Below are 20214 nucleotides of genomic sequence, written 5' to 3' on the forward strand. Positions count from 1 at the left end.
TGCGCAGGTGTTGATCGGTGACGTGGCGCGCCGGTCCGGGGTCAGCGCCCGCATGCTCCGGCACTACGACTCGCTCGGCCTGGTCCGGCCGACCGGTCGGAGTGGCGCAGGCTATCGGGAGTACTCCGACGAGGACATCCGGCTGATCTTCCAGGTCGAGAGCCTGCGGTCCCTGGGTCTGTCGTTGCGTGACGTCCGGCGGGCACTCGACGATCCCGGCTTCGCACCCTCCGACCTCGTCGACAACCTGATCCAGCGGACGCGACAGCGGATCGCGGATGAGCTGGACCTGCTCACCCGACTGCGTCGGATCGGTGCCGCCGAACCCGCCGGCTGGGAGGACGTCCTCCAGGTCGTCGCGCTCCTACAGGCACTGGGCTCGCCGAGCGCGGGCAGGCGTCAGCGCGCGGCCCTGTCCTCGGTCGACGGGGCTCAGGTGCCCGTGGAGGCACTCGTCGAGGCGGCGCTCAACGAGTCCGACCCGAACGTCGCCGGAGCCCTGCGATGGGCGCTGGCACAGTCGGGGGACGGGGGCCTGGCGCTGCTCGTGGACGGCCTCCGCTCACCGCAGGCCGACGTACGTGAGCGTGCCGTCCGGACCATCGCCGAGATCCCGCACGACGCGGCGACCGACGTGCTGCGCGACGCCCTCGCGAGCCCCGACGTCGTGGTCCGCAGGGTCGCGGCGCTGGCGCTCGGTGCACGGGGGGCGGCGGACGCGGTCCCGGCGCTGATCGACATGGTCGTCGAGGAGACGAAGGACGCCGAAGCGGCCGACGTGTTGGGCGTGCTGGCGGCCGATCCCGCGGAGGCGGACCGGATCGCGACCAGCCTCGTCGACCGCCTCGCCCGGGGGACCCTGACCCCGTCCGCGCGTCGGCGGCTGACCGAGGCGCTGGCGGACATCCCGGGTAGCACCGCCGCACGCGCGCTGATGGGCCTGTCGCAGGACGACGACCGTGCCGTCGCGCTGACGGCGACATCCATCCTGACGCTCCGCGAGGAGGCCGGGAAGCTCCGCGACGGGACCGGAAGGCGTCGCCACGGGCCTGGGCCGGGCACGATGCCGGACGGCCCCCTCGCCTGAGCGAGAGGGCCGTCCGTCGACAACGGGTGGACGCGCTGGTCAGCCGCCGGCGAACGTCGTGTCGATGCCGCACTTGGCGTTCTGGTTGAGGCAGGACTTCACCAGGTCGGCGAGGCGCTCCGGCTCCCAGGCGTTCATGAAGTCGCCGTGCATGGAGGACGGCTTGCCGGAGGAGAGGCTGAGACCGTCACCGCCCAGCGACTCGTAGTTGACCATGAAGGACAGGTCTGGCACCGCCACCGGGTACTTGCCGGTGCAGACCCCGTTCACCGGGTCGCCCATGTGCGACTTGTGGTCGGGCGAGTCGATGTTCCTGCCGTCCCAGCAGTCCTTGAACACGAGCTGGAAGATCAGATTGCCCCCGGGGGCGCACCTCGGCCAGTTGCCGTCGGCGCTGCGACCGATCTCGGCGCTGCCCGCGCACCAGAACTGGTTGCTGCCAGCGTTCTTGGGCGTGTCCACCTGCCGCTTGGCGTCACCCTCGACCACCACCAGGCCCGGGGGGAAGGGCTTGACGGTCGAGGGGTCCTTGACCCGTGAGCCGTAGTAAATGCGCATGCTCTTGATCGGGACCGGCTTGCCGTCCTTGCGCAGCTCCGGGGTCCAGTAGGCGCTCTTGTCTCCCGGGGCGTTGCAGGTGTTCGCCGCGGCGAACAGCTTGTCCGTCGTGGTGAAGGCGTCGACCTTTGGGCCGAAGAAGGTGTGCATGTGCGAGGCGCCCGACAGGCCGGGCAGGACGATCGGGTCGTCCGAGGCGGAGTTCGCGACACCGCAGTCGGTGTGGAACTCCGGCACCCGGGTGGTGCCCGGCGGCACCGCCTTGGGCTTGAGCGCGTTGAACGCGGCCAGCTCCTTGTTCCACTTGGCCTGGTCGACCGGCACCCACCGGCCGGCCGGAGCGGTCGGCGGCACCGACGAGGAGGGTGACGCCGACGGGGTGGCACTCGGCGCGGACGAGGCGGTGGGCGTCGGCGAGGCGCTGGCCGACGCGCTCGGCGACGTGCCCGCCGGGGGACCGAACGTGAACCAGTTCAGGTTCACGAAGTCCGACGGCGACGTGCTCTTCATGACGGCGAAGAGGGTCTGCGCGCCGGTCGGCACACCGGACGCCTTCGCCGTGACGGTCTTCCACTGCTGCCACCCGCCGGTCTGCGCGATCGGGAAGCTGGCCAGCAGCTGGCCGTCCTGCGCGCCGAGGTGCAGCTCGACGGTGCCGCCGGTGGCGTTGTGCGAGGAAACCCGGGCCGCCAGGTCGACGCCGGTGATCGACACATTGTCGTACCGCAGCCAGTCGCCGCTGGCCAACCAGCCGACGTTCCGGCCGCCGCCGGTGTCGCCGGTGCCCTCGGTCTGCGCGCCGGAGTGCGCCGCGAAGGCCTCCGCCTGGACCCGGCCGGGCACGTCGACCTCTTCGGCCTGCGCGCCGGCGATGTAGATGCCACTCGCGCCGAGCGCGGCGACGACCGCGGAGGCGAGCGTGATGCGAGTGAGGCGACGACGTTTTAGCGCCCGATCCGGGGGTGCGACGTGCGCGGGGGGAGTCCGCATTACCAGTGTTGTCCTTCGAGTCGGCGATAACGCTCTGGTCGGAAGAAGTATGTGCACGTCAGGAGCCTGCATCAACTCGCGGGGAAAGAATTAAGGAGGCCGCTCCGCGAAGGCGCTGGTGGCCGGCTCCGGCGCTCGGGATAACAATTTTTCACGCGTGTGGTCTTAAGTTTCTTTTAAGTCTCCGGCGCGCCGGGCTATTGGATTATTACGCATTCTGGGTAACGAGTTCGGGCCGATTTTCGTCGGGGTGCCGGTCGACGGAAACTGACGGCGACAGCGTGCGGAGGAAGTCGGGCGCGTCGAAGATCTCGCCGGCGGAGGCGACACCGCTCGTCCTCGTCTGACCGGCGAGGATGCGGCGGACCGCCTCGACGGCCAGGGGTGCGCTGACCGCGTAGATGTCCCGGCCGGTGGCGACGACACGCCGTCGCGTGTCGCCGCGCCGCACCACGACGTCGACGGTGAACGTCTGCGCGGAGCGGCCCGACTCGTCGGTCGGCACCGGTGCCTGCGCGGCGGCCAGGTCGGTGGCGGCGTCGGCGGCCATGTAGGTACGGACCTCGGGGATGGCCAGGTGGCTCGGGACGGTGACGACGTCGGCCATGGTGAATTCACCGAGCACCCGGCGCCGGCCCAGCGGCGGGGGAAAGTCCCACGCCAGGCTCGGCAGGTCGTGCTCGTCGACGTGGTACTCCAACCGGCCGCCGGTGTAGCGGACCCGGCGACCGTCGCGGCGCTCGCGGGAGACGGCGCCGGCGGCGACCGTCCCGGCCGTCGGGTGCCAGCTGCTCAGTCCGTACGCGACGTGCGCCTCGTCGGCCGACGTCCAGTCGCCCATCGCCGTGGTGACCAGCAGGTCGCCGAGCCCGCCGAAGAACGCCATCGCCGGGACGACCGCGACGCCGGCCGCCCGGGCGGGCTCGCTGAAGTGCGCGAACGTGTCGACGTTGGCCTCGATCTCGGCCGCCACGTCCACGTACGGGATCCCGGCGCGCAGCGCGGCCTCGATCACCGGCGCGGCGGTCGAGGCGAATGGGCCGGCGCAGTTGATGACCGCGTCCGCGCCGATCAGTGCCTGGTCGAGCGAGGCCGGATCGTCGACCGACGCCACCCGGTAGGCGAGCCCCGACGCCGCCAGTCTGCTCGCGTCGCGGCCGAGCAGCAGCGGCACGAACCCGCGTTCGCGCAACTCCGTCACCACGAACCGTCCGGTGTGCCCGTACGCCCCGAATACCGCCACACGCTGACCCATTGCTGCCCCCTGAGAAGATCGACTGGGTACAGCCTCCAGCAGCGGCCGATGACCGACCAGTGTCGGGAACGCCATTACCCGTACAGTTTCGGACATGACCTCTGTCGCGATCGCCGCCACCGACGGGATGCTGCACTTCGAGGTGGGCATGGCCTGCGAGGTCTTCGCCCGCGACCCCACCGGCCAGGCGGACCCGTGGTACGAGGTGGTGGTCTGCGGTCCCGGCCCGGTCCGGGTCGGACGGTTCCAGATGGAGCCCGACGACGGGCTGGACCGACTCGCCCGCGCCGACACCGTGATCATCCCAGCGGTGGAGGACGTCGACGTGGACGTGTCGCCCGACCTGCTCGACGCGGTCCGCGCGGCCCACCGCGCCGGTGCCCGGATGGTCTCGCTGTGCACCGGCGCGTTCGTGCTGGCCGCCGCCGGGGTGCTCGACGGGCTGCGCGCCACCACGCACTGGGCCCACACCGAGGCGCTGGCCGCCCGCTACCCCCGGGTCCGGGTCGACCCGGACGTGCTCTACGTCGACAACGGCACCGTGCTCGCCTCCGCCGGCAAGGCCGCCGCGATCGACCTGTGCCTGCACCTGATCCGCCGCGATCACGGCTCGACGGTCGCCAACGCCGTCGCCCGCCGCCTGGTCGTTCCTCCGCACCGCGCCGGCGGCCAGGCCCAGTACGTCACCACCCCGGTGCCCGCCCGCGACGACCACCCACTCGCCGCCCTGTTCCCCTGGGTCCTGCAACGGCTGGACCGACCGCTGACCGTCGAGGACCTGGCCCGGCAGGCGAACATGAGCTCGCGCAACCTGGCTCGGCACTTCCGGGCGGTCACCGGCACCACCCCGCTGCTGTGGCTGTCGACGCAGCGGATCCGCCGCGCCCAGGAGCTGCTGGAGAACACCGACGACAGCATCGACGTCATCGCCGAGGCGGCCGGCCTGGGCACCGCCACGACACTGCGGCGGCACTTCCACCGCACCCTCGGCGTGCCGCCGGACGCATACCGGCGCACCTTCCGCAGCGTCTGAGGGCGCCGCCTGCCCTGATCATCACCTCAGGGCTGGTCGGGGCGATGACGGGCGAAGGCGTCGGCCTTGCCCCAGCGGCCGGGGATGTCCAGGAGCGCGATCCGCCCGAAGGCACCCGGTAGCGCGGGGGCCACGGCCAGGTGGTCCTCGTGCGGATCGAGGCCGAGCATGGTGCGGATGAGCAGCATGCACGCCCCGCTGGACCACGCCTGCGGGCTGCCGGCGGTCGGGTACCGGACCGGGTATCGGGTGGTGTCGCGGTCGAACCCGCCGAACGCCTCGGGCAGCCGACCCTCGAAGTAGGTGGCGGCGGAGAGGATGCTCTCGGCGATGCGGCCCGCCTCGGAGGTGAACCCGTACCGGCGCAGACCCCAGGCGATGAACGAGTTGTCGAACGGCCAGACCGTGCCGTTGTGATAGCCGAGCGGGTTGTAACGGCCCTGCCCCTCGGCGAAGGTGCGCACACCCCAACCCGAGAAGAGTCTCGGACCCATCAGGTGTTCGACGACCCGCGGTGCCCGCTCCGGCGGCACGATCCCGCTCCACAACAGGTGCCCGATGTTGGACGACAGGCTGTCGACCGGAGTGCCGTCGTGGTCGAGCGCGAGGGCGTAGTAGCCGCGGTCCTCCAACCAGAAGTCCCGGTTGAAGCGGTCGTACAGCGCCGCCGCCTCGCGCTCCAACTGGTCGGCGAAGTCCGGGTCATTCCAGACGGTACGGGCCAGCCGCGCTCCCCGGATTTTGGCGTCGTAGGCGTACCCCTGAGTTTCGCAGGTGGCCCTCGGGAAGCCCGGCAGCCGCCCGTCGGCGTAGGAGATGCTGTCCCAGGAGTCCTTCCAGCACTGGTTGTCCAGGCCGGTGGCGCGGTTGCGTCGCTGGTACCAGATGTAGCCGGTGGAGGTCAGGTCCGCGTACTGGTCGATCCACGCCAGGGCCGCTCGCGCCTCCTGCTCCAACTCGGTCACCAGCGCCGTGTCGCCGCTCCACCGCTCGTACTCGTCGAGCAGCACGACGAACAGCGGTGAGGCGTCCACCGTGCCGTAGTAGGGGGAGTGCGGCTGCTCCTCGAACGCGGCCGACTCCCCGTAGCGCAGCTCGTGCAGGATCCGGCCGGGGTCCTCCTCCAACACGTCGTCGGTTCGGACGCCCTGCAGCGACCCGAGGATCCGCAGTGTCGGTGGGGTCAACGAGGGGGTGACGGCCAGGGTCTGCAGGCAGGTCAGCAGGCTGTCGCGGCCGAACAGGGTCATGAACCAGGGCAACCCGGCTGCGGGTACGGCGGCGCCGCTGAGCGAGAGCGGTGCGAAGCGCAGCGCCGCCAGGTCCACCAGGCTGCGGTGGTACACCTGCTTGAGGGCGACGCTGTCGGTGTCCAGCGTCGGGGCCGCCTCGACCCAGGCCCGCAGGCTGGTGGGCAGTGTGGAGGCGTCCGGCCGCTGAGCCCGCAGGGCCGAGCGCAGGTCGACGCCGTCCGGACGCAGCGCCCTCATGTCAGCCTGCAACTGCGTCGACCATTGCTCGCCAGGGCGCAGCCTGACCCGGAAGCGGATGCCGTCCGGGTCGAACTCGGCCGGCTCACTCGCCGACACGACCACCTCACGTTGGTAGGTGCCGCGCCGGTAGCCCAGGCGCAACTCGTTCGGGCCCACGTGGGTGTAGTGCGTGCCGGCCTTCTCACCGACGTCGAACTTGATCTCGAAGATGTCGGCGAAGTCGGCTGCCACCTCCAGCCGCACGTCGAGGTCGGTGTCCTGGTCGCCGTAGTTGAAGATCGTCAGCGATTCGGTCAGGTCCGGGCCGATGCGCCGGCGCCGGATGGCCGACAGGTCGGCCTGCACGTAGTCGACCGCCGCGCCCGGCACCACGAAGAACGTGACCTCGTAGTACTGGCTGTCGTCCACCGAAAGCGCGGTCATGCACTCGCCGTTGACGAAGAGCATCCAGCGGGACAGGAAGCGGGTGTCGGCGGCGAACAACCCGACCGGCGTGGCCGGGGACGACTCCACATCGCCACTGGAGTCGGACACCATGAAGGTGTTCCCGTCGATGCACGCCACAGTGCCCGCGATGTCCCTCATCGGTCACCTGCCGCTGTCGCGGTCGTCGCGCTGAAGCGGCCCCGCCTCGCGCGGGAAGAGCCGCCCGAGCCGCAGTGCCAGGCCGAGGTCACCGTCGACCAGGATGTCGCCGCGGGTGATCGCCGCCAGGCCGTTCACCTCACCGCGTGCCATCGCCTCCGCGACCTGCGCGGACACCTGGATCACGGTGGTGGCGGGGCCACCGCTCCTGGTCACCCGCATCCGGCCATGATCGATGTCCAGGAGCCACTGCTCCAGGTGGCCTCCGTCCCGGATGTCGAACCGCACGCTCCCACAGACCTTGCTGAACCGCGGGTCACGGCCGGCAACGGTCAACCGCTCGAAGAAGGCGCTCGTCGCCGTCATCCCACCTCCCCGACCGCCGGTAGCAGCGGATGCCGGCTACCCGGTACGGGTCACTGTTAACTCCGGGCGGCGGGCGGTTTTCAGGGTTTCAGCGTGAAGCGGGTCCAGGTGGTCGCGTCCGTGGTGACGATCAGATGGTCCGGCTCGCCCGTCGACCCGTCGTCGCGCCCGAAGAGCCAGGCGTAGCCGGGCGCGACACTGACCGCACCGACGAGCCGGCCGTACTCCCGGGCGACAGTGAAGTGCCGCCCGTCGTCCCGGCTGACCAGCAGCCGCCCGCGGCGGTCGGAGTCGGTGCCCCCGCCGGGAGTGATCGCCAGCAGGGACCGGTCCGATCCCACAATGAGGTCGTAGGGCATCTGATCTTGCAGGTCGGCGCCGGTGTCCGTCCAGGTCTTCGCGCCGTCCGTGGTGCGCAGCAGCCGCACCGCGCCATCCGACGACTGGGTCAGCACGTACCCTTCCCGGTTGTCGAGCCCGGCCGCCGTGATCACGTTCCCGTCGTCGCCCACCTCCCACGAGGTCCAGGTCGCGCCCCGGTCGGCGCTGCGGGCGACGGTCGACCCATCGGCGCTCCCCATCTGGTACGTGGCCCAGATGCTGCCGTCCGCGGCCGGGTAGAGGCTGAACAGCCCGCGCCACGAGGGTGCCGTGGCGGTGAGCCGGTACACCGTTCCACTCGACGGGTCCACCGCCAGCGGCTCCAGCAGCGGCCTACAGCCGAACCCGCAGAGGACCGGTCGGGCCGCCGCCGGGAACGCGGGTACGGCGACGATCGCGGCATCCGCGTCCCGCCAGGTGCGGCCGTAGTCGGTGGAGAGCTGGGCCAGCCCGGAGTCGGTGACCAGGTAGGACCGCTCACCGAGCACGAAGAAGTCCGTGCCACTGCCCGGCGTTCCGGCGGCGGTCCCGGCCGCACATCTGGCGCCCTCGAAGCGCGCCGCGTCCCAGTCCGACCAGCTGCGCCCGCCGTCGCCGGTGTAGGCGAAGCGCACGACGCAGCCGTCCTTCCGCACGTCGACGCCGGAGTTGGGTCCGGTCAGCGTGAACTGGCTGAACTGCGCACCGGACGTTGTCGCAGTGTCGACCGGCGCGGCCCGGTCCGGCTCGGCCACGATCGGTACGACCGCCAGCCCGGCCAGTGCGACCAGTGCGGCCGCCACCATCGCGACCGACCGGTGTCGGCGGGACCGGGCGGTGGACCGCAGCGCGTCGAGGGGCGGTGGCGACACGGCCTCGACGAGGGTGTTCACGTCGAACCCGGAGAACTCACGACCGGACATCGATCCTCCCGGTTTCCGTAGCGTCGGTGGCGCACTTGGTGCCAGTTCCAGTGCCAGTTCTGGGGGCGGCGGAGGTGTCGGTGTCGGCGAGCAGCGCCGCCAGGGCGACCCGGCCCCGCGACAGCCGGGACTTCACCGTGCCGGACGAGACGCCCAGCGTGGCCGCGACCTCGTCCACCGGCAGGTCGACGAGGTAGTGCAGAGCCAGGGCGTGCCGCTGCCCCTCCGGCAGCACCCGCAGGGCGGCGAGCAGGGCAAGGTGCTCCGGGGAGTGGTCGGCGACAGCCGGCGGCGGGCCGATGCGGCGCAGCAGCCCGTCGAGCACCCGGCGGCGGCGGTACCGGCTGCGGGCCCAGTTCACCGCGACCCGGCGCAACCACGCCTCCGGGTTCTCCAGCGCGGCGAAGCGCCGTGGGGACACCAGCGCCCGGGTGAACGCCTCCTGGACCGCTTCCTGCGCCTCGGTCAGGTCGCCGGTCACCGCGTACAGCTGGACCACCAGGCGTCGGAAACAGCCGGCGTACAGCTCGGAGATCAGATCACCGTCGGACACCGTCACCCCCCTTCTCCACCACTCCCACCAACGGGCCGGGAAGAAGGTTCCGGTGGCCGGCCAGAATATGTGGCCCGGCGATATTCGGCTGTCGGTGCGGCACGCGTACCGCTCAGAATGTCGGCCATGGCGAGAGAGCACGTTCTGGCGAAGGTCGAGGCCGATCTGCGGCGGGGGCACGTCCACCCCGCGATGCAGCGCCTGGCGAGCCTGAACGCCGCGCACCCCGACGACCTGGAGCTGCGCGCCCGCCGTGCCGCCCTCTACCGGCAGGTGGGCAACGTGGCCGAGGCTGGGCGGTGGGGGTTCCTCACCGAGGACGCCAGCGCGCAGGAGATCGCCGCGTTCGAGCGGTCCTACCCGAGTGCCTGGCAACGCGTGCGCCTGCTGACGGTGACCGCCGACCCCACCGATCGGCTCGGGCCGGTGGCGGGTGCGCGGCTCGGCCGGCTGGTCGAGCAGGCCGAGCGGGAAGGCCCCGCCCCGGTCACCTGGACCGAGGCCGGCCCCCGGCCGGAGGAGCACAGCTCACGGTGGGACGCGCTGGGCTGCCTGGTCGCAGGGCTGACCGGTCTGGTCCTGGTGGCGCTCACCGTCGTCGGCCTGATCACCGTGCTCCGCTGGGCGTGGTAGGCAAGCGGAGCAGTCGTGGCAGGAGCGTCCGCCCGCGCTGCCCGCATCGGGCGTTCTACCCCGAACCGGGCGCGCACGTCACGCCTACGGCATAGCGTCACGGGGGGCGGGACCACCGCCGTTCCGCCGGCGGACCGGCGGTCACGTCCACCGGAAGGGACCAGGCATGACCCGGATCGACAGTGTGCTCCTGCCCGAGCTGGACGGGCCGGTGCCGGCGACGCTGCCGAGCGCCCTGGGCCTGCTGAGCCTGGCGCTGGGCGTGGGCGCCCTGGTCGCGCCCGGACCCGTCGCGCGACTGACCGGGGTGGACGACTCCCCGTCCGCGCGGGCCGTGCTCCCGGCCGTGGGCCTCCGGGAGTTGGGCAGCGCCGCCGGTCTGCTCAGCGGCCGTCGCCCCGCCGGCTGGGCCTGGAGCCGGGTGGCCGGCGACGCCATGGACCTGACCCTGCTCGGAAGGGCACTCGCGGACCGCAGCGGTGAACGACGCCGCCGGGTCGCGCTGAGCACCCTCGCGATCGCCGGCATCACCGCCGTCGACGTGCTCTCCGCCGTGCGGATCGGGCGGGCCCAACGGGCCCGGGCCCGGGTGATCCGGATGGAGATCGCCGTGACCGTCAACCGTTCACCCGCCGAGGCGTACCGGTTCTGGCGGGACATGGAGAACCTTCCCCGGTTCATGGCGCACCTGGAGTCCGTACGCGCCGACGACCTGCGCCGCTCGCACTGGATCGCCCGTGGCCCGGCCGGTCACCGCGTCGAGTGGGACGCCGAGATCATCGACGACCAGCCGAACAAGTCGATCACCTGGCGTTCGCTGCCGGGCACTCGGGTGCCCAACGCCGGACGCGTCCGGTTCGTGCCCGCACCCGGTGACCGGGGCACCGAGGTCCGGGTCGAGCTGCGGTACGCGCCTCCGGCCGGCGCGCTCGGGCGGGTGGTGGCGAAGCTCTTCGGCGAGGAGCCCGAGCAGCAGGTCCGCGACGACCTGCGCCGGTTCAAGCAGGTGCTGGAGACCGGCGAGGTGGTCCGCTCCGAGGGCAGCCCCAACGGCATCTCCGTACGCCAGCAGGCCATGCAGCGTCCCGCCCAGCCGCTGCCGTCGTCGCGCCGTTGACCGTCCACGCATCCGAAAGGGACCGACCATGAAGGCCACCGCCTGGATGGGCACCGACAGCGTCAAGGTGATCGACGTGCCCGACCCGAAGATCATGAATGCCCGGGACGCGATCGTCCGGATCACCACCACCGCGATCTGCGGCTCCGACCTGCACCTCTACCACGGCTACATCCCCGCGATGCGTAAGGGCGACATCCTCGGCCACGAGTTCATGGGCGAGGTGGTCGAGGTGGGCCCGCAGGTCCGCAACCTCAAACCGGGCGACCGCGTGGTGGTGCCGTTCCCGATCGCCTGCGGGCACTGCTCGTCCTGCCAGCGCGGCCTCTACTCGGTCTGCGAGAACTCCAACCCCAACGCCGGCATCGCCGAGAAGATCATGGGGCACTCGCCGGCCGGCATCTTCGGCTACTCCCACCTGCTCGGCGGCTACGCCGGCGGCCAGGCCGAGTACGCCCGGGTGCCGTTCGCCGACATCGGCCCGCTCAAGGTGCCCGACGAGGTCCCCGACGACCAGGCGGTCATGCTCGCCGACGTGTTCCCGACCGGCTACATGGGCGCCGAGATGTGCGACATCAAACCCGGCCAGGTGATCGCGGTGTGGGGTGCCGGGCCCGTCGGGCTGCTCGCCGCGGCCAGCGCCCGGCTGCTCGGCGCGGAGCGGGTGATCGTCATCGACCGGTTCCCGTACCGGTTGCGGCTGGCAGAGGAGCACACCGGCGCCGAGACGATCAACTACGAGCAGGCCGACGTGCTGGACACCCTCAACGAGATGACCGCAGGCCGGGGGCCCGACGCGTGCATCGACGCGGTCGGCCTGGAAGGCCACCACGGCAACGCCGCCATGTACGCGTACGACCGGGCGAAGCAGGTCGCCCGGGTCGAGACGGAACGGCCGTTCGCCCTGCGCCAGGCGATCCTCGCCTGCCGCTCCGGCGGGGTGGTCTCGGTCGTCGGCGCGTACGGCGGCTTCGTCGACAAGTTCCCGATGGGCGCGTTCATGAACCGCTCACTGATCATGCGGACCGGTCAGTGCCACGTCCAGCGCTACACACGGCCGCTGCTGGAGCGCATCCAGCGCGGCGAGATCGACCCGAGCTTTATCGTCAGCCACCGCATGCCGCTGCGCGACGCACCAAAGGGCTACAAGATCTTCCAGAAGAAGCAGGACGACTGTACGAAGGTTCTGCTCAAGGTCTGACCGGCGGTCAGGTCTGCCGGCGGGGGAGTGCTTCGCGCGCTGCCTGTGGAGCTGATGTCGTAAACGACTCAGCTCCACAGGAGCCGACCACCACCTCGACCACCTCCGCAGGTCGCCCTGCGCGCGCGACGCAGCTTGGAGGGTCTACAAGGGACACAAGGCCCAGTCCGGGCTTCCGGCACGGCCGACCTGGCTCAGCTGGCAGCCCGGGTGCCGTGACTGGCATGTTTTGTGAGGCCCCGCCCGCCGGTGGCGGGGAGTCCGGATCCGCGCGTGACCCCGTTTGTGGTCAGGGAGCCTGGGAACTCGCCCCGTTCGTCCGCAGGCAGGCCTTACGGCATGCCGAGGAGACCGAAGGAGCGGAGCATGGAGTACGAGCAGATGATCGCCACGGTACGACAGCGCGCTGGTCTCGGTGAGAACGAGGCGGTGCGGTCCGTGCAGGCCGTCCTGTCGGTGCTCGGCGAACGGCTCGCCGGACGGGAGGCCGACAACCTGGCGGCACAGCTACCGGATCGGCTGGACGCGTCGGTCACCCGTAATCCGCAGGGCCGCCGGTGGGACATCGGTGATTTCCTGAAGCACGTCGGGGACCGCGAGCAGGTCGCGAACGCGGACCATGTGCGTCAACACGCCCAGGCGGTGCTGCGTACCGTCGCCGAGGCGCTCGATGACGACGAGCGACACGACCTGCTCGCCCAGCTTCCCGGCGGCATCATCGATCTCTTCGGTGTTCCCACCCCGCGAGGCTGAGCCCCGTGCGGATCGGGCCCGGGGCGCTCACGGGATCGGCCACTCGTGCACCGGTCGGTTGCTGTGCATCAGGTCCACGTAGTGGCGGACCACCTCGCGCAGCGCCTCCGGCCGGTCCAGGTGGTCGGCGGACTCCAGTCGGTGCAGCGTCTCCACCTGCCAGGTCGCGCCGTTGCGGCTGGTCAGGCAGCGCTGCTCGATGACGCCGAGCAGCCGGTCGCGCTCGGCCGGGTCGAGCCCCCACCGGTCCAGACCGTGATGCGCCATCGGCAACAACCGGCGCAGCACCAGCTCGGTCACCGGCAGGTAGCCGAGGCCGGGCCAGAACACCTGCGCGTCGATGCCGTGCCGGGCGCAACTGGTGAAGTTTTCCTCGGCGGCGCTGAACGACATCTGTGACCACAGTGGTCGGTCCGATTCGGCGAGGGCGCGGACCAGTCCGAAGTAGAAGGCGCCGTTGGCGATGGTGTCCAGCACGGTCGGGCCGGCGGGCAGCACCCGGTTTTCCACCCGCAGGTGCGGTCGGCCGCGCGACACGTCGTACACCGGGCGGTTCCACCGGTAGACGGTGCCGTTGTGCAGGCGCAGCTCGGCGAGACTGGGCACCTCGCCGGCCGCGAGGGCCTGCGTCGGGTCCTCCGGGTCGCAGACCGGCAGCAGCGCCGGGAAGTAGCGCACGTTCTCCTCGAATAGGTCGAACACGTTGGTGATCCAACGTTCGCCGAACCAGACCCTGGGGCGTACCCCCTGGGCTTTGATCTCTTCCGACCGGGTGTCGGTGGCCTGCTGAAACAGTGGGATGCGGGTCTCGCGCCACAGCTCCCGGCCGAAGAACAGCGGCGAGTTCGCGCCGACCGCGACCTGGATGCCGGCGATCGCCTGGGCGGCGTTCCAGTAGTCGGCGAACTGGGCCGGGCTGACCTGCAGATGGAACTGGGTGCTGGTGCAGGCCGCCTCCGGGGTGATCGTGTCGGCGGTGACGGCCAGCCGCTCCACGCCGCTGATGGCGATCGGCAGATCCTCACCGCGGGCCGCGAAGATCTGCTCGTTGAGCAGCTTGTACCGGGGGTTCGCCGAGAGCGTCTCGGCGGTCAGATGCTCCGGGCGCAGTGTCGGCAGAATGCCGATCATGACCATGTGGGCGCCGATCGCCCGGGCCTTCACCTCGGCGGCGTTGAGGCTGGCCCGCACGTACTCCTCGAAGTCGGCGGTGCCGGTGCCGGCCAGCCGGCGCGGCGGCACGTTGATCTCGACGTTGAACTGGCCCAACTCGGTCTGGAAGCTCGGATCGGCGATGGCCGCCAGCACGTCGGCGTTGCGCATCGCCGGATTCGACGCCTCGTCGACGAGGTTCAGCTCGATCTCCACGCCGGTCAGCGGGCGGTCCACGTCGAAACGGGACTCGCGCAGCATCTCGGCGAAGACGTCCAGGCAGCGGCGGACCTTGTCGCGATAACGGGCCCGGTCTTCTCGACTGAAGGTTCGTACGCTGACGTCCTCGCCCATGGTCACCACCTTGTCACCGCTGGTCCCCCTAACCTCGCACGTCCGGGGCGGGCGGGGAAAGACCCGATGGTCCCTTCCTACCCACCTGCCCGCCCTGATAGCCCAGTCAGGCCGCCCCGATAGCATTGCGGCCCTGAGAGGTGGTGGCGTGCGGATGCGCGAGAAGGTGACCCGGTTGTTCGTCGCGGCGGCGATCGCCGAGGCCTGCTCCTGGCTGGCCCTGTTGGTCGGCATGCTGGTCAAGTACGGCCCGCCGGACAACGAGCTGGGTGTCAAGATCTTCGGGCCGATCCACGGCGGCCTCTTCGTCGCGTACGCCCTGCTGGTGCTGGCCGTGGCCCGGCTGCGCCGGTGGAGCCTGTTGGCCACGGCGGTGGCTCTGGCCAGCGCGGTGCCGCCGTTCGCCACCCTGGCCTTCGAGCGTTGGGCCCGCCGCCGGGGGATGCTCGGCGTCGACCGCCAACCGGCCCGCGAGCCCGCCCCGGTCGGCTGAGCCGCCAACCCGCCCCGGTCGGCTGACCCGCCGGCCGCCTGCCTGAGCGGTCAGGTCAGCGCGGAGCAGGCCACGACGCCGGCCAGCAGCAGCGCGCCCAGGAACGCCTGCAACAGCAGCGGCGGCCCGAGGTGCGACCAGAGCGTCGCGGTACGCGGGGTCAGCAGCTGCCCGGTGGTGAGGTTGACGATCCGCTCGATCCGGGGCGGCAGCTCCGGGTCGCGCTGCGGGCGCAGGGTGAGCTGCACCTGGTCCGCCGGGTGCAGGGCGCTCTGCGGCAGGTGACCGTGCAGCTCCACCTCGCAGAGCTGCCCTGCGGTGTTACGCAGTCGCACCGGCGTGACCAGATATTCCGGACCCTGCTTCAACTGCTTCCAGCGCCGGCGGGTGCCGCCACCGCCGAAGGAGAAGAGCGAGCGCAGCAGCAGGGCGGGCAGCCGCGCGAACGCCGCCGCCGCGAGCACCGCCACCAGCACCGGCTGCCCGATGCGCACCTCGCGCGTGTAGCCGTCGAGGAGGCGGATCAGCCGCCCGGTGACGATGCGCTCCGTCGGGTGCACGATCCGTCGGGTTTCGAGTCCGCTGTCCATTTCCACCACCGAGAGTCCGCATGTGTTCACAGATCGTATCGACGTCCTCAGTTGAACGACGTGAATGAAACCTGGTCACGGGCTCACGGCCACGAGGTGACATCCCGGGCGACCCGGGTAAGCGGGGGGCCGAGCTGGAAAGGGGTCGAGCATGCAGCTGTCCTTCCTGCGCCCGCTCTACGACCGTCCCGGGCCGTGGTGCTCGGTGTATCTGGACGCCTCCGCGGACACGGAGGACGCCCATCCCGCCCTGGACCTGCGCTGGCGCGCCCTTGAGCGCCGGCTCATGGAACAGGGAGCCGACGAGGCGAGCATCGCCGCTTTGGACCGGGTGATCCGTGGCCACGACCCGATGGTCGGGGACTACGGTCTGGCGGTCTTCGCCAGTCACGGCCGGGTGGTGCTCTCCGAGTACCTGTCCGCGCCACCACTGCGCGATCTGGCCAGTTTCGCGCCGCTTCCGCACGTGATGCCGTTGCTCGCCCAGCGGGGCGAACAGGTGGCCTGGGTGCGGGTGCTGGCCGACCGGATCGGCGCGGACGCCATCGCGATCAGTGCCGGAGGAGTGCCCCGGCGGGCCCACGTCGTCGGCCGGGAGACCTTCCCGCTCCGCAAACCACAGCCCGGCGGCTGGTCCCAGGACATCTACCAGAAGGCCGCCATGGAGGCCTGGCACCGCAACGCCGGTGACGTCACCGCGGCGACCGTGCAGCTGGCCGAGAAGGTCGGCGCGGAGGTGGTGGTGATCGCCGGCGACGTCCGGGCCACGGGGATGATCGCCGCCCAGATGCCCGAGCGCTGGCAGGACCTCATGGTGCGCACCGACGCGGGCTCGCGGGCCGAAGGCGCCGACCAGACCCTGCTGGACGACCTCACCGTGCAGACCATCGCGGAGGTCGCCGATCAACGGATCAGCGCCGCGCTGGACAGGTTCGGTGTGCAGGAGGACGTGGGCGGCGGGCTCGACGCGGTCGTCTCGGCCCTGCAACGCAACCAGGTGGACACCATGATCATCGTGGACGACCCGTCGGCCAACGGCGAGCTGTGGATCGGCGCAGAGCCGACCGAGATCGCCGTCGACCCGGGGCAGCTGGCCGCGATGTCGGTGACCGACCCGCAGCGGGTACGCGCCGACGCGGCACTCGTCCGGGCACTCGTCGGCACCGACGCGGCGCTGACCGTGCTGGGCCCCGAGGAGGCGCCCGAGCTCACCGACGGCGTCGGCGCGGTGTTGCGCTACGTCGACCCCAGCACACCGGGGCCCGAGAATGGCTGAGCGGCGGGTCGCGGATCTGGTGGTGGAGCGGCTCCTGGCCTGGAGGGTGCCCCGCGCCTTCGGGTATCCGGGCGAGGCGATCGCCCCGCTGATCGAGGCGTTGGACCGCACTGGCGGTGAGCCGGCGTTCATCCCAGCGCGGCACGAGGAAACCGCCTCGTTCATGGCCACCGGGCACGCCAAGTTCACCGGCGGTATCGGGGTCTGCCTCGCCACCCAGGGGCCCAGCGCCGTCCAACTGCTCAACGGCCTCTACGACGCCAAGCTGGACAGCAAGCCCGTGGTGGCGATCGTCGGGGAGGACATCTCCGGGCCGCTCGGCGGCGCCCACCAGGAGATCGGGCTGAGTCGCCTCTTCGGCGACGTGTGCAACCAGTTCGTCCGCTACGGCCGCAGCCCGGAGGACGTGGGGGCGCTGCTGGACCAGGCGTTCCGTACGGCGGCGGCGACGCGCAGCCCGACCTGCGTCGTGCTGCCCCGGCAGTTGCAGGAAGCCGTGGTGCCCGACCTGCAGACGTACGCCGCCGGGGTGATCACGGCGACCCCGGGTGAGCCGCTGGCCCGGGTGCTGCCCCACGAGGTGGACCTCGACGCCGCCGCGCAACTCCTCGGCGGCGGCCAGCGCGTCGCGATCCTGGTGGGGCAGGGCGGTCGGGACGCGGCCCCCGAGATCATCGAGATCGCCGACCGGCTCGGCGCCGGGGTGGCCACCTCACTGCTGGGCAAGCCGGTCCTCGACGAGCGGCTGCCGTTTCACACCGGGGTGCTCGGCGAGGTCGGCACCCCGGCGGCGGCCGAGCTGATGGGTGGCTGCGACACGCTGCTGATGGTCGGCACCAACGACCCGTGGACCGACTACTTCCCGATGCCCGAGCAGGCCCGCACGGTGCAGATCGACATCGACGGTCGCCGGATCGGCACCCGCTACCCGGCCGACGTGCCGCTGGTCGGTGACGCCGCCGAAACGCTGCGGGCGCTGCTGACCCGCCTGCGCGGCCGGCCCGAGCAGCAGTGGCGCGCCACCGTGGAGAGCTCGGTGGACCGGTGGCGGGAGGTCGCCGCCGAGCGGGTGGCCGCGCCCGCCGATCCGGTCAACCCGCAGCTCGTCCTCCAGGAGCTGTCCGCCCGGATGCCGGGCAGCGGCGCGGTCGCGGTCGACGTCGGCTCGGTCCTCTACTGGTACGCCCGGCACCTCACCCTGCCACCGGGGGTGAAGGCTCAACTGTGCGGCACACTCGGCTCGATGGGCTGTGCACTGCCGTACGCGGTGGCCGCCAAGCTCGCCGCCCCCGACCAACCGGTCATCGCGCTGGTCGGCGACGGGGCGATGCAGCTCAACGGGCTCGCCGAGCTGATCACCGTGTCGCACCACTGGCAGCAGTGGCGCGATCCTCGGCTGGTGGTGCTGGTGCTCAACAACCGCGACCAGAACGGCATGGGTGGCGGGCGTGAGCCGTCGACCGACCCGACCCGCCGCCGACCCGACGTGCCGTACGCCGGTTGGGCCCGGCTGCTCGGGCTGCACGGGGTGCGGGTGGACCGCCCGGACCTGGTCGGCGCGGCCTGGGACGAGGCCCTCGCGGCGGACCGCCCCTGCGTACTCGAGGCGGTTGTCGACCCGGCAGTGTCGTTGGCGCCACCGGAACCGGCGTTCGCCGACCTGCGCGGCCTGTACGCCGAAGGCGCTCCCGCCAGGAAGGTCCGGGAGCAGGTGACGCTCACCGCGAACGCCGACGACCTCGTTTAGTCGCCCTGGGCCAGGGCATCAGAAGCGGCCCGACGATGCTGGAGGTCCCATGTCCGAGACCGCTGACCGCCGCTACGGCCCGGCGATCCTGCCGCGGCCGCGTGGCCCGCTCTCCGCGGCGGTGGTCGAGGCTCTGCGGCGCCCGCCGCACGACCTGCCGACCGGTCTCGGCGTCGACCTCGACCCGGCGGACCCGATCACCGACGAGGACCTGCAACTGACCCTGTTCCTCTGCTACGAGCTGCACTACCGGGGCTGGCTCGGCGTGGACGACTCGTGGGAGTGGCAGCCGACGTTGCTCGCGTTGCGCGCCCGCTGCGAACGGGTCTTCGAGGCGGCACTGCGCCAGCTGGTCGGGACGCCGACGGTGCCCGCCGCCGGGGTGGCTGCCGGCCTGACCGAGCTGGTCACGGCCGACGACGGGCCGCCGCTGGCCGCGACGCTGCAACGACGCGCCGACCTCACCCAGTTCCGCGAGTTCGTCGTCCACCGTTCCGTCTACCACCTGCGTGAGGCGGACCCGCACAGCTGGGCGCTGCCCCGCCTGGGCGGCCCGGCCAAGGCCGCGCTCGTGGAGATCCAGACCGACGAGTACGGCAACGGCCGGCTGGACCGGATGCACGCCGAGCTGTTCCGCCGCACCCTGGACCGGCTGGGGCTGGACACCGCGTACGCCGCTCACCTGGACGCCGTGCCGGCGGTGACCCTGGCGACCAACAACCTGATGTCGCTCTTCGGCCTGCACCGGCGGTTGCGCGGAGCGCTGCTCGGGCACCTCGCCGCGTTCGAGATGACGTCCTCGCTGCCGAACCGCCGCTACGGCAACGGGCTACGCCGCCTCGGTTTCGACGAGGTCGCCACCCGCTTCTACGACGAGCACGTCGAGGCCGACGCGGTGCACGAGCAGATCGCCGCGCACGACATGTGCGGTGGCCTGGTCCGTGTCGAGCCGGACCTCGCCCCCGACGTGCTCTTCGGCGCGGCGGCCGGGCTCGCGGTGGACCGGCTGTTCGCCGGGCACCTGCTGGACAGTTGGGCCGCCGGTCTCAGCTCACTGCGGCCACCCGCCCCGCCGACCCTGCCGCCGACCGTCTCGCTCGCCGCGGTCGCGGCCGGCGCTGTGGCACCGCCGGCCCCGCCCGCGCTCGTCTGATCCGAAGGGCTCGTCACACCCCGAAGCCGACGGATCACATCCAATCGTGTGGGGTCTGCGTAGAGCGCCGGCCGTTGGGTGAGGGCTTGCCATGTGGGTGGCTCCCTTTGCTCTGCACCCGCCGACGCGCCACACACGCTCCGTAACCGGTGCATGGATGGGTGCAGAGCAAAGGTGGCGTGCCTATGGCCTGGGCCGTCCGCTCTCGCTACGTGACGTGGCGACGTGGCCTCACCCCTCGCGGGTGGTGCCCGCGCGGAAGTTGATCGCCTTGTGGGTGCCGTCGCAGAACGGCTTGAGCGCCGACTTGCCGCACCGGCACAACGCCACAGTCCCGCGGCGCCCGTCGATGCGCTCGCCGTCCGGCGTGACCAGCTCGAAGTCGCCGCGGACCAGCAGCGGGCCGTCCTCGTACGGGGTGATCGTGGCGGCGGCTGACTCGCTGGTGTCCTCGGTGCGCATGGCCCCGGAAGTGCCCGCCCTGGCCCGGGCGAAACACGTCCCGCCGCCGTGTTCCGGCACATGGCAGAAGGCCGTTGCCG

The 20214-nt window shown here is 71.7% G+C and carries 19 protein-coding genes; 10 read left to right on the top strand and 9 right to left on the bottom strand.

Annotated features, from left to right (window positions below):
• Positions 1-7: 7 nt before the first annotated feature.
• Positions 8-1087, top strand: a complete 1080-nt coding sequence (locus FBZ33_RS13120) for a HEAT repeat domain-containing protein (RefSeq protein ID WP_141909261.1) — start codon at positions 8-10, stop codon at positions 1085-1087.
• A 39-nt stretch (positions 1088-1126) separates the two neighbouring features.
• On the opposite strand, the gene FBZ33_RS13125 is transcribed toward FBZ33_RS13120, so the two are convergent.
• Positions 1127-2635 (bottom strand): DUF1996 domain-containing protein, encoded by a 1509-nt coding sequence (locus tag FBZ33_RS13125; RefSeq protein WP_141909262.1) that lies wholly within the window; start codon positions 2633-2635, stop codon positions 1127-1129.
• A 208-nt stretch (positions 2636-2843) separates the two neighbouring features.
• Positions 2844-3890, bottom strand: coding sequence for a trans-acting enoyl reductase family protein (locus FBZ33_RS13130; protein ID WP_141909263.1), 1047 nt, complete (start codon positions 3888-3890; stop codon positions 2844-2846).
• A 94-nt stretch (positions 3891-3984) separates the two neighbouring features.
• Here FBZ33_RS13130 and FBZ33_RS13135 point away from each other — a divergent pair, with 94 nt between their 5' ends.
• Positions 3985-4923, top strand: a complete 939-nt coding sequence (locus FBZ33_RS13135; protein ID WP_141909264.1) for a helix-turn-helix domain-containing protein — start codon at positions 3985-3987, stop codon at positions 4921-4923.
• Positions 4924-4949: 26 nt separating this feature from the next.
• Here the strand turns inward: FBZ33_RS13135 and FBZ33_RS13140 are convergent, their stop codons facing one another.
• From FBZ33_RS13140 to FBZ33_RS13155, 4 genes are all read right to left on the bottom strand, one after another.
• Positions 4950-7001: a glycogen debranching N-terminal domain-containing protein gene (locus tag FBZ33_RS13140; RefSeq protein ID WP_141909265.1), complete on the bottom strand. Its 2052-nt coding sequence runs from the start codon at positions 6999-7001 to the stop codon at positions 4950-4952.
• Positions 7002-7004: 3 nt separating this feature from the next.
• On the bottom strand, positions 7005-7367 hold the full coding sequence (locus FBZ33_RS13145; protein WP_141909266.1) for an SCP2 sterol-binding domain-containing protein: 363 nt from the start codon (positions 7365-7367) through the stop codon (positions 7005-7007).
• Between the two features lie 80 nt (positions 7368-7447).
• On the bottom strand, positions 7448-8650 hold the full coding sequence (locus FBZ33_RS13150) for a hypothetical protein (protein WP_141909267.1): 1203 nt from the start codon (positions 8648-8650) through the stop codon (positions 7448-7450).
• Positions 8637-9203 (bottom strand): sigma-70 family RNA polymerase sigma factor, encoded by a 567-nt coding sequence (locus FBZ33_RS13155; RefSeq protein ID WP_141909268.1) that lies wholly within the window; start codon positions 9201-9203, stop codon positions 8637-8639. The genes FBZ33_RS13150 and FBZ33_RS13155 overlap by 14 nt, the downstream gene beginning before the upstream one ends.
• 126 nt (positions 9204-9329) lie before the next feature.
• On the opposite strand from FBZ33_RS13155, the gene FBZ33_RS13160 reads away from it, so the two are divergent.
• From FBZ33_RS13160 to FBZ33_RS13175, 4 genes are all read left to right on the top strand, one after another.
• Positions 9330-9836: a DUF6584 family protein gene (locus FBZ33_RS13160; protein WP_141909269.1), complete on the top strand. Its 507-nt coding sequence runs from the start codon at positions 9330-9332 to the stop codon at positions 9834-9836.
• A 166-nt stretch (positions 9837-10002) separates the two neighbouring features.
• A complete protein-coding gene (locus FBZ33_RS13165) occupies positions 10003-10953 on the top strand; it encodes an SRPBCC family protein (protein WP_141909270.1) in 951 nt (316 codons plus the stop codon).
• A 28-nt stretch (positions 10954-10981) separates the two neighbouring features.
• Positions 10982-12154, top strand: coding sequence for a zinc-dependent alcohol dehydrogenase (locus FBZ33_RS13170; RefSeq protein WP_141909271.1), 1173 nt, complete (start codon positions 10982-10984; stop codon positions 12152-12154).
• Positions 12155-12520: 366 nt separating this feature from the next.
• Positions 12521-12907, top strand: coding sequence for a DUF2267 domain-containing protein (locus FBZ33_RS13175; protein WP_185755287.1), 387 nt, complete (start codon positions 12521-12523; stop codon positions 12905-12907).
• 27 nt (positions 12908-12934) lie between these two features.
• On the opposite strand, the gene FBZ33_RS13180 is transcribed toward FBZ33_RS13175, so the two are convergent.
• Positions 12935-14413 (bottom strand): glutamate--cysteine ligase, encoded by a 1479-nt coding sequence (locus FBZ33_RS13180; protein WP_141909273.1) that lies wholly within the window; start codon positions 14411-14413, stop codon positions 12935-12937.
• Between the two features lie 154 nt (positions 14414-14567).
• Here FBZ33_RS13180 and FBZ33_RS13185 point away from each other — a divergent pair, with 154 nt between their 5' ends.
• On the top strand, positions 14568-14906 hold the full coding sequence (locus FBZ33_RS13185; RefSeq protein ID WP_088948007.1) for a DUF3817 domain-containing protein: 339 nt from the start codon (positions 14568-14570) through the stop codon (positions 14904-14906).
• A gap of 50 nt (positions 14907-14956) precedes the next feature.
• Here FBZ33_RS13185 and FBZ33_RS13190 read toward each other — a convergent pair whose 3' ends face one another.
• The gene (locus FBZ33_RS13190; protein WP_185755288.1) at positions 14957-15505 is read right to left on the bottom strand and encodes a hypothetical protein; all 549 of its coding nucleotides are present in this window, start codon (positions 15503-15505) and stop codon (positions 14957-14959) included.
• Between the two features lie 142 nt (positions 15506-15647).
• On the opposite strand from FBZ33_RS13190, the gene FBZ33_RS13195 reads away from it, so the two are divergent.
• From FBZ33_RS13195 to FBZ33_RS13205, 3 genes are read left to right on the top strand one after another with little or no spacing between them, the layout of a single operon-like run.
• Positions 15648-16772, top strand: a complete 1125-nt coding sequence (locus FBZ33_RS13195) for a Vms1/Ankzf1 family peptidyl-tRNA hydrolase (protein WP_141909274.1) — start codon at positions 15648-15650, stop codon at positions 16770-16772.
• The gene (locus tag FBZ33_RS13200) at positions 16765-18519 is read left to right on the top strand and encodes a thiamine pyrophosphate-binding protein (protein ID WP_141909275.1); all 1755 of its coding nucleotides are present in this window, start codon (positions 16765-16767) and stop codon (positions 18517-18519) included. The genes FBZ33_RS13195 and FBZ33_RS13200 overlap by 8 nt, the downstream gene beginning before the upstream one ends.
• 49 nt (positions 18520-18568) lie before the next feature.
• A complete protein-coding gene (locus tag FBZ33_RS13205; protein ID WP_141909276.1) occupies positions 18569-19672 on the top strand; it encodes an iron-containing redox enzyme family protein in 1104 nt (367 codons plus the stop codon).
• A 231-nt stretch (positions 19673-19903) separates the two neighbouring features.
• Here FBZ33_RS13205 and FBZ33_RS13210 read toward each other — a convergent pair whose 3' ends face one another.
• Positions 19904-20134: a CDGSH iron-sulfur domain-containing protein gene (locus FBZ33_RS13210; RefSeq protein WP_141909277.1), complete on the bottom strand. Its 231-nt coding sequence runs from the start codon at positions 20132-20134 to the stop codon at positions 19904-19906.
• Positions 20135-20214 lie beyond the last annotated feature (80 nt).

Source organism: Micromonospora sp. A202 (genome assembly GCF_006715105.1).
Taxonomy (GTDB): Bacteria; Actinomycetota; Actinomycetes; order Mycobacteriales; family Micromonosporaceae; genus Micromonospora; species Micromonospora zamorensis.

Excerpts from the sequence above, each read along its gene's own strand:
- FBZ33_RS13150 (WP_141909267.1), bottom strand. The coding sequence starts at position 8,650 with ATGTCCGGTCGTGAGTTCTCCGGGTTCGACGTGAACACCCTCGTCGAG.
- FBZ33_RS13135 (WP_141909264.1), top strand. The coding sequence starts at position 3,985 with ATGACCTCTGTCGCGATCGCCGCCACCGACGGGATGCTGCACTTCGAG.
- FBZ33_RS13170 (WP_141909271.1), top strand. The coding sequence starts at position 10,982 with ATGAAGGCCACCGCCTGGATGGGCACCGACAGCGTCAAGGTGATCGAC.
- FBZ33_RS13130 (WP_141909263.1), bottom strand. The coding sequence starts at position 3,890 with ATGGGTCAGCGTGTGGCGGTATTCGGGGCGTACGGGCACACCGGACGG.
- FBZ33_RS13185 (WP_088948007.1), top strand. The coding sequence starts at position 14,568 with ATGCGCGAGAAGGTGACCCGGTTGTTCGTCGCGGCGGCGATCGCCGAG.
- FBZ33_RS13180 (WP_141909273.1), bottom strand. The coding sequence starts at position 14,413 with ATGGGCGAGGACGTCAGCGTACGAACCTTCAGTCGAGAAGACCGGGCC.
- FBZ33_RS13200 (WP_141909275.1), top strand. The coding sequence starts at position 16,765 with ATGGCTGAGCGGCGGGTCGCGGATCTGGTGGTGGAGCGGCTCCTGGCC.
- FBZ33_RS13160 (WP_141909269.1), top strand. The coding sequence starts at position 9,330 with ATGGCGAGAGAGCACGTTCTGGCGAAGGTCGAGGCCGATCTGCGGCGG.
- FBZ33_RS13175 (WP_185755287.1), top strand. The coding sequence starts at position 12,521 with ATGGAGTACGAGCAGATGATCGCCACGGTACGACAGCGCGCTGGTCTC.
- FBZ33_RS13195 (WP_141909274.1), top strand. The coding sequence starts at position 15,648 with ATGCAGCTGTCCTTCCTGCGCCCGCTCTACGACCGTCCCGGGCCGTGG.
- FBZ33_RS13205 (WP_141909276.1), top strand. The coding sequence starts at position 18,569 with ATGTCCGAGACCGCTGACCGCCGCTACGGCCCGGCGATCCTGCCGCGG.
- FBZ33_RS13165 (WP_141909270.1), top strand. The coding sequence starts at position 10,003 with ATGACCCGGATCGACAGTGTGCTCCTGCCCGAGCTGGACGGGCCGGTG.
- FBZ33_RS13140 (WP_141909265.1), bottom strand. The coding sequence starts at position 7,001 with ATGAGGGACATCGCGGGCACTGTGGCGTGCATCGACGGGAACACCTTC.
- FBZ33_RS13125 (WP_141909262.1), bottom strand. The coding sequence starts at position 2,635 with ATGCGGACTCCCCCCGCGCACGTCGCACCCCCGGATCGGGCGCTAAAA.
- FBZ33_RS13145 (WP_141909266.1), bottom strand. The coding sequence starts at position 7,367 with ATGACGGCGACGAGCGCCTTCTTCGAGCGGTTGACCGTTGCCGGCCGT.
- FBZ33_RS13210 (WP_141909277.1), bottom strand. The coding sequence starts at position 20,134 with ATGCGCACCGAGGACACCAGCGAGTCAGCCGCCGCCACGATCACCCCG.